Below are 10,727 nucleotides of genomic sequence, written 5' to 3' on the forward strand. Positions count from 1 at the left end.
CGGGGGGGGGGGGGGGGGGGGGGGGGGGGGGGGCGGGCGGGGGGGGGGGGGGGGCGGGCGGGCCCCCCCCCCCCCCCCCCCCCCCTCCCGAACCGCCCGCCCCAGCCGAAAGCAGCGTCAGAGTCCGGTGAGACCGACGAGCACGATCACGACGACGCTCCCGACAACCCCGACGAGGTCCCAGCGGCGGCGTGCGGTGCCGGTGCCGGGCGTGGCGTCGTCGATGTGCGGGTAGACCAGCCGCTTGATCCCGGTCACCTGCGCCGCGGCGGGGTCGCCGACGGCGGGCGCGACGCCTGTGGTCCGGTCGAGCCCGACGGCGGGCGCGCCCCAGGCGGTCACGGTGCTGCCGTCACGCAGCACGACCTTGGCCTGGTACCGGAGCTGGATGTCCTCGACCTGTCCCCAGTCGAGCTCGTGGCGGAAGAGGACGTTCACGACGACGAGCCGGCGGTCGGTCACGACGAGCGCGGGCCGGACGAGCAGCAGGTAGATGACCCACAGCGGCAGGATCAGCCACGGCAGCAGCGCGAGGGTCTCGCCCACGACGCCGCGCGCGAGGGCGTCGACGACGAGGTAGAGCGCGAACGCGGACGCGATGCCGAGCAGCCACAGGCCGAACCGTCCGCGGAGGACGGTCCGGCTGGGGGACTGCGTGGATCGAGGTGCCATCCGCTCAGGCAGCGCGCGCGGGCGTCAGCAGGTCGATGTGCTCGGCGTGGTGGCACGCGACGCCGCGGCCCTCGACGGTCCGCACACGCGGGTCGACCTCGCGGCACTGCGCCTGCTTGTCCTCCGGCATGAGCTTGTAGAGCGGGCACCGGGAGCGGAAGCTGCAGCCCTCGCGTCGGTCGGCGGGGGAGGGCAGGTCGCCCTCGAGCAGGATGCGGTCGCGGCTCTGCTCGGCGTCCGGGTCCGGGATCGGGACGGCCGACAGCAGCGCCCGCGTGTACGGGTGCATGGGCTGGGAGAACACCTGGTCGGACGTGCCGTACTCGACGATGCGTCCCAGGTACATGACCGCGACGTCGTCGGCGGTGTGCCGGACGACGGCGAGGTCGTGAGCCACGAACAGGTACGACAGGCCGAGCTTGGCCTTGAGGTCCTCGAGCAGGTTGATGACGCCGGCCTGCACGGAGACGTCGAGCGCGGAGACGGGCTCGTCGAGGACGACGATCTTCGGGTCGACGACCAGGGCCCGGGCGATGCCGATGCGCTGGCGCTGGCCGCCCGAGAACTCGTGCGGGTACCGGTCGGCGAACGAGCGCTCGAGGCCGACGAGCTCGAGGAGGTCCTCGACCTTCTTGCGCGCCTCGTCGGCAGGCACGTTCTGGACGGTGAGCGGCTCGGCGATGACCTCGGAGATGCGCATGCGCGGGTCGATCGAGGCCATCGGGTCCTGGAAGACGACCTGGATGTCGCGGCGCAGCGTGCGGCGCTCGGCCTTGCTGAGCTGCGCGGTGTCCTTGTCCGCGACCTTGACGGTGCCCTCCTCGGCGCCCGAGAGCTCGAGGATCTGCATGATCGTGGTCGTCTTGCCGCAGCCGGACTCGCCGACCAGGCCGAGCGTCGTACCGGACCGGACCGCGAAGGAGATGCCGTCGACGGCGTGGACCTCGCCGATCCGCCGGCGGAAGACCGCGCCCTTGTACAGCGGGTACGTCTTGCGCATGTCGGTGATCTCGATGGCGTTGCCCGTCGCGGTCTCGACGACGGCCTCGGCCTCGGGGAGCGTCTCGGGGCGGGGGAAGATCTCGCCGCGAGCAAGCGTGCCGGCTGCGATCTCGTCGGCGCGGATGCAGGCCGCCTCCTGCGTGGTGGCGCCGACAGGGAGCAGCTCGGGCTCACCTTCGAGGCACCGGTCGATCGCCGCGGGGCAGCGGGGTGCGAACGGGCAGCCGGTCGGGACGGTCGTCAGCAGCGGAGGTCTGCCCTCGAGCGGCACCAGGCGCTCCTCGCGCGGCGACGCGAGGTTCGGCATCGACCGCAGCAGCCCGATCGTGTACGGCATGGTCGGGTGCTGGAAGAGGTCCCGGACGGGTGCCTGCTCGACGATGCGCCCGGCGTACATGACCGCGACGCGGTCCGCGTTGCCGGCGACGACGCCGAGGTCGTGCGTGATGAGCACGACCGCCGCGCCGGTGACCTCGCGGGCCTTCTGGAGCACGTCGAGGATCTGGGCCTGGATGGTCACGTCGAGGGCCGTCGTCGGCTCGTCCGCGATGATGAGGCGCGGGTCGTTGGCGATCGCGATCGCGATCATCGCGCGCTGGCGCATCCCGCCCGAGAACTCGTGCGGGAACGCACGCAGGTTGCGCTGGACGTTCGGGATCCCGACGAGGGTCAGCAGCTCGGCGGCCCGTGCCTGGGCGGCCTGGTCGGACAGCTTCTTGTCGTGGAGCTTGAGCCCCTCGACGATCTGGCCGCCGATCGTGTAGACGGGCGTCAGGGCCGACAGCGGGTCCTGGAAGATCATCGCGATGTCGCCGCCGCGGATCCGCGAGTACCCGCGGTCGTCGAGCCCGACGAGCTCGCGGCCGTCGAACTGGATGGACCCCTCGACCTTGGCAGTGCCGGGCAGCAAGCCCATCACGGCGAGCGACGAGACGGACTTGCCCGACCCGGACTCGCCCACGATCCCGAGGAACTCGCCCTGGTGGACGGCGTAGCTCACGCCCCGCACGGCGTGCACGTCGCGCTCGCCGCGGAACGTGACCCGGAGGTCGTCGACGCGGAGGATCGGGTCGCGGCCGGGCTCGATGATGTCAGTCACGGTTGGCTCCCGAGGTGGGGTCGACGGCGTCGCGGAGGGCGTCGCCGACGAGGCTCGTCGCGAGCACGGTCACGACGAGGACGGCGGCGGGGAAGACGAACAGCCAGGGGCGCGTGACGGCCGCGGACGTGCCCTGGGAGAGCAGCGTGCCGAGGGAGACGTCGGGCGCGTGGATGCCGAACCCGAAGTAGGACAGCGTGCTCTCGGTGAGGATCGCCGCGCCGACGCCGAGCGTGGCGTCGATGATGAGCAGCGACGCGACGTTGGGGATGATGTGCCGGCGGATGATCGTGAACGTCCCGACGCCCATGTACCGGGCCGCCTTGACGAAGTCGCGGTCGCGCAGCGACATGGTCTGGCCGCGGACGACCCGGGCCATCACCATCCACGAGAACACGGCGATGAAGAACACGAGCGCGATCCAGCTGAGCTTCTTGAAGACCGGGCTCAGCAGCACCAGGATGTAGAACGCCGGCAGCACGAGGAGCAGGTCGATGATCCAGACGACGACCTTGTCCCACACGCCGCCCACGTAGCCAGCGAGCGCGCCGACGAAGCCCGCGATCACGGTCGCCGCCGGCCCGGCGATGAACCCGATCACGAGCGACTTCTGCAGCCCGACCAGGGTCTGCGCGTAGACGTCCTGCCCGATGCTGTTGGTGCCGAACCAGTGCGCGCCGCTGGGCGACTGGCTGAAGGCGAGCGGGTCCGTCGTCTCGGGGTCGGGCGCGAAGAGCGGCCCGATCCAGGCCCACGCGGCGATGATCACGAGGACCCCGACGCCGATCCACGCCTGCGGCGAGGAGAAGGTGCGGCGGAGGACGTTCGGCCGGCGGGGGGCGCCGGACGAGACGTTCTCCTCGAGGATTTCGACCTCGGTACTCAGCATGGACATGGTCAGACCCTCACTCTCGGGTCGAGGGCCGCGTAGAGCACGTCTGCGAGCGTCCCCGCGATCATCACGAGGATCGCGGTGAAGAGCATGGTGCCGGCGGCGGCGTTGATGTCGTTGTTCGAGACGCTGTTGATGAGGTACTCGCCCATGCCGTGCCAGCTGAACGTCAGCTCGGTGACGCTGGCGCCGGTGAGGATGAGCGCGAACGAGTACGCGAAGAACGTCGACATGGGGATGAGCGCGACGCGGACGCCGTGGCGGACGATCGCGGACGCGCGGGTGCGGCCCTTGGAGCGCGCGGTGCGGATGTAGTCGGCGGACAGGACGTCGAGCATCGCCGAGCGCTGGTAGCGGGAGTAGGACGCGACGGCGGTCACCGTGAGGGTGATGGTCGGCAGCAGCAGGTGGGTGAGGCGGTCGCCGAGGTTGTCGAAGAACCCGCCGCCCTTGCCCGGCGTGTACTCGCCCGTGAACGCGATCACCTGGTGGCCGACGGCGTCGTTGAACTTGGTCGCCAGGATCATGAGGATGACCGCGATCACGAAGACGGGCGTCGCGAGGAGCACGAACGACACGAACGTCGTCGAGCGGTCGAACGCCTTGTACTGGCGGACCGCGCCGTAGACCCCCACCGCCACGCCGATGATCGCGCCGAGGATGCTCCCGATGATCAGCAGGCGGAGGCTGGTCCCCGCGCGTGCCACGATCTCGTTCAGGACCTCCGAGCCGCGGGTGCTGATGCCCAGCGAGCCGTGGGCGAACAGGTCGACCCACCAGTCCTTGAGGCGAATGAGGATCGGGACGTCCGGGTTCACGCCCATCTTGTTGAGTGCCGCGTCGATGGCGTCCTGCGACACCGGGGGGTTGCGACCGAGGAACCTCGCCTGTGGCTTGAGCGTCGCACTGGCGAGGAGGTACCCGAAGCTCGTCGCGATGAACGCGAGGGCTATGTAGTTCGCCAGGCGCCGGGCGAGGAAAGCGAGCATGGGACAGGCACCTTGTCGGTCGGTGCGACGAACCGTCGGCGAGGCGCAGTGCCGGCGGGCCCGCCGCGACGGGTCGGGGACGTCCGGGGGCCAGGGTGGGCGGCCGGTTCGTCGTGGACGATATCGCGGTGCGGAGGAGTCCGCGCCGCGAGCGCGACCACACGCAGTGGACGCGCTCGACACGACGAGCGTACTCGTGAGTAGCCTCGGTCAAGGAATCGAGGGCCGTGGCGACCGTGCGCGGGCTTGCTCGAGCCCGTCGCCCGCCGCGACCTGGGCGGTCTCAGATCGATAACGAAGAGGCTGAATCGGTTCGATCCGGGCCACTGCGGTCCGTTTCTGGGGCGACGATGGATGGAAGCACCACGGGCGGCGTCCGTCACACCCACCGTCGGGCGCCCAGCCCCGTCAACCGAAAGGTAACCATTTTCATGACTCCCACGAGGCTTCGGAGGACGGCGTCGGCCGTCGCCGTGCTGGCCGCGGGCGCGCTGGTCTTCTCGGCCTGCTCGTCCGGCGACGACAACAAGTCGGGCGGCAGCACCCCCAAGGCGAGCACCTCGCTCCCGGGCACCGGCTGGAACGTCGTCGACCGCGACAAGGTCAAGGACGGCGGGACGCTCACGCTCCCCGTCGATGCCGTGCCGGCGAACTGGCAGATCCTCAATCTCGACTCGGGCACCGTCGACGACAACACACTCTCGACGCTCTACCTGCCGACGTTCGTCAGCTTTGCCGAGGACGGGTCGTGGACGGCGGACCCCAACTTCGCCACCTCCGTGAAGCTGAAGTCGGAGGACCCGCAGGTCGTCGAGGTCAAGATCAACCCCAAGGCCGTGTGGTCCGACGGGACGCCGCTCTCCTACAAGGACGTCGCGGCCAACTGGAAGGCGCTCAACGGCACGAACAAGAAGTTCGCCCCGATCTCGACGAACGTCTGGCAGGACGTCGAGTCCGTCACCAAGGGTTCGGACGACCAGGACGTGCTCCTGACGTTCAAGACCAAGAACGCGGACTGGCCGTCGATCCTCACGGCGATCTACCCCGAGTGGGCCGTCAAGGACCCGACGACGTTCAACAACGCGTGGAAGAGCGGCCCGTTCGCGGCCGACGGCAAGACGTTCGTCTCCGGCGGCCCGTACGTCGTCACGAAGTTCGACGCGAACGGCGGCGTGGTCACGTTCGGCAAGAACCCGAAGTGGTGGGGCGACGCCGGCAAGCTCGACCAGATCGTCTTCAAGGTCGTCTCGCGCGCCGGCCTGCCCCAGGCCTTCGCCAACGGCGAGATCGACGCGATGAACCTGTACGGCTCGGCTGACGCGTACAAGACCGCGCAGGGCCGCTCCGACGCAGAGATCGAGCGTTCGCTCGGCACGACCTTCCGCCACATCACCCTCAACGGCACGAGCGCGGTCTTCTCGGACGTCAACGTCCGCAAGGCCTTCGCCATGGGCCTCAACCGGAACATCCTCGCCCAGGCGATCCTGTCCGGCGTCGAGAGCCCGGTCGAGCTGCTCAACAACCTCATCTACCTGCCGGGCCAGAAGGGCTACGAGGACCACCTCGGATCGACCCTGACCGGCGACGCGAAGGCCGCCCAGCAGGTGCTGACCGACAACGGCTACACCGTCGGCTCGGACGGCTACGCCGCCAAGGACGGCAAGGCTCTCTCGGTCCGCTTCGTGATCCCCTCGGACAACCCGAACTCGTCGAACATCGCGCAGCTCGTCCAGCAGGAGGAGAAGGCCGTCGGCATCAAGGTCGACATCGACGTGGTGCCCACCGCGGACTTCTTCACGAAGTACATCACCACGCAGACGCGCAACTTCGACGCGACGTACTTCGCCTGGCAGGGCACGCCGTTCCCGGTGTCGTCCGCCGAGTCGATCTACTACCCGGCCGACTCGGGGCAGAACTACCCCGGCGTGACCGACGACTCGCTCGGGGCGGCGTGGAGCGCCGCGAACGCCGAGCTCGACCCGGCCAAGCGGATCGACCTCGCCAACGGGATCGACAAGACGATCACGCAGCTCTTCACGACCATCCCGCTCTTCCCGGAGCCCAACGCGTGGGCTGCCAAGAAGACGCTCGCCAACTACGGGCCGGCGCAGTTCCAGGTGCCCCAGTGGCAGAACGTCGGCTTCTCCGGCTGACCTCACCGCGAAACACCCGGTCGCCGGCCCCCGCCGGCGCCCGCACCCGAGGGCGGCAGGCACACCAGCCTGCCGCCCTCCGGCGTGTCCAGGCACAACCGGTAGGATGGGTGGGTTGCACGCCGACCTGTGCGATCTCCCCCTCTTCGAAGATTGGTTCCTCCATGCCTGAGGCCACCGTGACCGCCGCCGTGCGCTCCGACCTGCGCAACGTCGCGATCGTCGCGCACGTCGACCACGGCAAGACGACGCTCGTCGACGCGATGCTCCAGCAGTCGGGCGCGTTCGGCGCCCACCAGCACGTCGACGAGCGCGCCATGGACTCGGGCGAGCTCGAGCGCGAGAAGGGCATCACGATCCTCGCGAAGAACACCGCGGTCCGGTACGCCGGCCCCGCGGCGGCCGCGGTGGGCCAGCCCGACGGCATCACCATCAACGTCATCGACACCCCGGGTCACGCCGACTTCGGCGGCGAGGTCGAGCGCGGCCTGTCCATGGTCGACGGCGTCGTCCTCCTCGTCGACGCGTCCGAGGGCCCCCTCCCGCAGACCCGGTTCGTGCTCCGCAAGGCCCTCGCCGCGAAGCTCCCCGTGATCCTCGTCGTCAACAAGGTCGACCGGCCCGACTCGCGCATCGACGAGGTCGTCGCCGAGTCCACCGACCTCCTCCTCGGGCTCGCGTCCGACCTCGCCGACGAGGTCCCCGACCTCGACCTGGACGCCGTCCTCGACGTCCCCGTCGTCTACGCCGCCGCGAAGGCCGGCCGCGCCAGCCACGACCAGCCCGAGGACGGCGGCCTGCCCGACAGCCCCGACCTCGAGCCGCTGTTCCGGACGATCCTCGAGAAGATCCCGGCCCCCACGTACGACCCCACGGCGCCCCTCCAGGCCCACGTCACCAACCTCGACGCGTCGCCGTTCCTCGGCCGCCTCGCGCTCCTGCGCATCTTCAACGGCACCCTCCGCAAGGGGCAGACCGTCGCCTGGGCGCGCCACGACGGCTCGCTCCAGAACGTGCGCATCACCGAGCTCCTCGAGACCAAGGCCCTCGACCGGGTCCCCACCGAGTCCGCCGCGCCCGGCGACATCGTCGCCGTCGCCGGCATCGAGGACATCACCATCGGCGAGACCCTCACCGACCCCGACGACCCGCGGCCGCTCCCGCTCATCACCGTCGACGACCCGGCCATCTCCATGACCGTCGGGATCAACACCTCGCCGCTCGCCGGCAAGGGCGGCAAGGGCCACAAGGTCACGGCGCGCCAGGTCAAGGACCGCCTCGACAAGGAGCTCATCGGCAACGTGTCGCTCCGCGTCCTGCCGACCGACCGCCCCGACGCCTGGGAGGTCCAGGGCCGCGGCGAGCTCGCCCTGGCCATCCTCGTCGAGCAGATGCGCCGCGAAGGCTTCGAGCTCACCGTCGGCAAGCCGCAGGTCGTCACCAAGACGATCGACGGCAAGGTCAACGAGCCCATGGAGCGCATGACCATCGACGTCCCCGAGGAGTACCTCGGCTCCGTCACCCAGCTCATGGCGCAGCGCAAGGGCCGCATGGAGACCATGTCCAACCACGGCACCGGCTGGGTCCGCATGGAGTTCGTCGTGCCCGCGCGCGGCCTCATCGGCTTCCGCACCCGGTTCCTCACCGACACCCGCGGCACCGGCATCGCGTCCTCCATCGCCGAGGGCTACGAGCCGTGGGCCGGCCCCATCGAGACCCGCAACAACGGGTCCCTCGTCGCCGACCGCTCCGGCGCCGTCACGCCCTTCGCCATGATCAACCTCCAGGAGCGCGGCTCCTTCTTCGTCGACCCCACGCAGGAGGTCTACGAGGGCATGATCGTCGGCGAGAACTCCCGCAACGAGGACATGGACGTCAACATCACGAAGGAGAAGAAGCTGACGAACATGCGTTCGTCGACGGCTGACAACTTCGAGAACCTCGTCCCGCCGAAGCACCTCACCCTCGAGGAGTCCCTCGAGTTCGCGCGGGAGGACGAGTGCGTGGAGATCACGCCCGAGGTCGTGCGCATCCGCAAGGTGATCCTCGACCAGGCCGAGCGCGCGCGCGCGACGTCGCGGGCGAAGCGCGGCTGAGTCCTGCTCGTGGGCGTCGTGGTCGGGTTCGCGGCCGGACGGGGGATGCCGCGCCGCGTCTTCCATCCGGCCGCTCGTTCCTCGCGGCCTCCCGCCAGACCCGCCACGACGCTACGCGGCATCCCCCGTCCGGCCGCTCGTCGTCCTCTCGCCTTCGTGCACGACGGCGGCCGCCTCGTCCCCGGGTCGCGCGTGCCCGTTCCGCGTGGGTCGCGGTTCGCTCGGGGGTGCGCGTGACGCTCGGGACGCCTGTGGAGCCTCGAGGTGGGCTCGTCGTCGTGCATGCGCATCCTGACGACGAGACACTGGCGACCGGCGCGCTGCTGGCGACGTGGGCCGCGGCCGGGAAGGCCGTGACAGTCGTGACGTGCACGCGGGGGGAGCGCGGGGAGGTCATCGACACCGGGTTGCATCCCACCGGGGTCGGGGCCCTCGAGGGCGACGGGCCCCGGCTCGCCTCGTACCGCGAAGGTGAGCTGGCGGCCGCGCTCCGGGCGCTCGGGGTCGACGACCACGTGTTCCTCGACGCCGTCTTCCTGCCATCGGATCCCGACGACGTCGCTCCCGTCCGGTACGAGGACTCCGGGATGGCATGGGTCGCGCCCGGGATCGCAGGCGCCGTGTCGCACGCCGGCGACGACGTTCCCGAGCGGGCGTTCGTGTCGGTTCCGCTCGACGAGGCAGCCCGCCGGCTCGCCGCCGTGCTGCGGGAGCGGCGTCCCGCCGTCGTCGCGACCTACGACCCCGACGGCGGGTACGGGCACCCCGACCACGTGCGGACGCACCAGGTGACCGTGCGTGCCCTCGAGCTGATCGCCGCGGGACCCGACGGGGGCGGGGGCGCCGACGTGCCCACCCTGTGGTGCGTCGTCCAGCCCGTGGCCGAGGTGCGTGCCGCCCGGCGGGCGCTGGCCACGGTGCCCACCTCGCCCGACCGGCCCGACGTCGCCGGCCTCGCGCTGCCCGACCCCGACGAGCGGGTTCTCCCGCCCGTCGCGACCTGGTGGTCCGGGGATGCCGCGGCGCTCGTCGCGGTGCCGCTCCGGCCGGTGCTCGACCGGGTCGCCCCGGCGCTCCGCGCCCACGCGACCCAGGTCCAGGCGGTCGCCGTGACGCCCCCCGCGGACGGCGAGGCGCTCGTCGGCTGGTACGCGCTCAGCAACGACGTCCTCGCGCCGCTGCTGCCCGCCGAGCACTACGCGCCGTTCCCGGGCGGCGCCGGGCTCGCCGGCGGCACAGCCGCGCCGGGTACCGTGGCACCGTGAGCGCCACCGTCCCCCCCGCCGCCGGTCCGGGACCGACGCCGCCCGGCACCCCCGCCGGGGCGGTGTGGAGCCCTCGCTCGACCGCCCCCCGCCAGCGGACCAGCTGGGTGCGCGTCGTGCTGTCGGGGCTGCTCGGCGTCCTCGTCGGCGCCGTCGGGACCTTCATGTTCGCGGCGCTGCTGCCGTCGGGCGTCACCGACCACGTGAGCGCCGCCGCGTCCTGGCCCGTCGGGCTCGTCCTCACCCTCGCCCTCAGCGTCACGGCCGCGGTCCTGACGCGCGCCTGGGGCGGCTACGGCGCCTACACCGCCTACGCGGTCGGCTGGCTCGTCGTCGTGATCGTCCTGACCGGGATGCACGGGCCCGGCGGCGACGTGCTCGCCGGCGCCCACCAGCGTTGGGCGAACCTCTGGATGTACGGCGGCTTCCTGCTCGTCGCGGCGAGCGCGTTCGCGCCCCGCGGCTGGTTCTCGGACGTGCCGAAGGACGCCCGGCAGGACGGCGACGCCGGCTGAGACCCGGCGTCCGGCACCAGGCTCACCTCGTAGAATCGCAGGAC

8 protein-coding genes are annotated in these 10,727 nt (G+C 71.2%); 4 read left to right on the plus strand and 4 right to left on the minus strand.

The genetic code is table 11. From position 1 onward, the window contains the following. Positions 1-117 precede the first annotated feature (117 nt). The 4 genes from ACLQ14_RS10625 to ACLQ14_RS10640 are packed head-to-tail and all read right to left on the minus strand — an operon-like array spanning position 118 to position 4,654. Positions 118-672, minus strand: coding sequence for a PH domain-containing protein (locus tag ACLQ14_RS10625; protein ID WP_425812699.1), 555 nt, complete (start codon positions 670-672; stop codon positions 118-120). Between the two features lie 4 nt (positions 673-676). Then, positions 677-2,773 carry a dipeptide ABC transporter ATP-binding protein gene (locus tag ACLQ14_RS10630; protein WP_425812701.1) on the minus strand — a complete coding sequence of 699 codons (2,097 nt, stop codon included), beginning with the start codon at positions 2,771-2,773 and terminating at the stop codon, positions 677-679. Continuing rightward, on the minus strand, positions 2,766-3,668 hold the full coding sequence (locus ACLQ14_RS10635; protein WP_425812703.1) for an ABC transporter permease: 903 nt from the start codon (positions 3,666-3,668) through the stop codon (positions 2,766-2,768). The genes ACLQ14_RS10630 and ACLQ14_RS10635 overlap by 8 nt, the downstream gene beginning before the upstream one ends. A gap of 2 nt (positions 3,669-3,670) precedes the next feature. Beyond that, on the minus strand, positions 3,671-4,654 hold the full coding sequence (locus ACLQ14_RS10640; protein ID WP_425812705.1) for an ABC transporter permease: 984 nt from the start codon (positions 4,652-4,654) through the stop codon (positions 3,671-3,673). A 431-nt stretch (positions 4,655-5,085) separates the two neighbouring features. On the opposite strand from ACLQ14_RS10640, the gene ACLQ14_RS10645 reads away from it, so the two are divergent. From ACLQ14_RS10645 to ACLQ14_RS10660, 4 genes are all read left to right on the plus strand, one after another. Continuing rightward, a complete protein-coding gene (locus ACLQ14_RS10645; protein ID WP_425812707.1) occupies positions 5,086-6,807 on the plus strand; it encodes an ABC transporter family substrate-binding protein in 1,722 nt (573 codons plus the stop codon). A 164-nt stretch (positions 6,808-6,971) separates the two neighbouring features. Next, positions 6,972-8,903 carry a translational GTPase TypA gene (gene typA / locus ACLQ14_RS10650; RefSeq protein WP_425812709.1) on the plus strand — a complete coding sequence of 644 codons (1,932 nt, stop codon included), beginning with the start codon at positions 6,972-6,974 and terminating at the stop codon, positions 8,901-8,903. A 278-nt stretch (positions 8,904-9,181) separates the two neighbouring features. Then, the gene (locus ACLQ14_RS10655) at positions 9,182-10,168 is read left to right on the plus strand and encodes a PIG-L family deacetylase (protein ID WP_425812711.1); all 987 of its coding nucleotides are present in this window, start codon (positions 9,182-9,184) and stop codon (positions 10,166-10,168) included. After that, positions 10,165-10,683: a hypothetical protein gene (locus ACLQ14_RS10660; RefSeq protein ID WP_425812713.1), complete on the plus strand. Its 519-nt coding sequence runs from the start codon at positions 10,165-10,167 to the stop codon at positions 10,681-10,683. Before ACLQ14_RS10655 ends, ACLQ14_RS10660 begins: the two co-directional genes overlap by 4 nt. Positions 10,684-10,727 lie beyond the last annotated feature (44 nt).

It is taken from the genome of Luteimicrobium sp. DT211 (assembly GCF_049844995.1).
Classification (GTDB): Bacteria; Actinomycetota; Actinomycetes; order Actinomycetales; family Cellulomonadaceae; genus Luteimicrobium.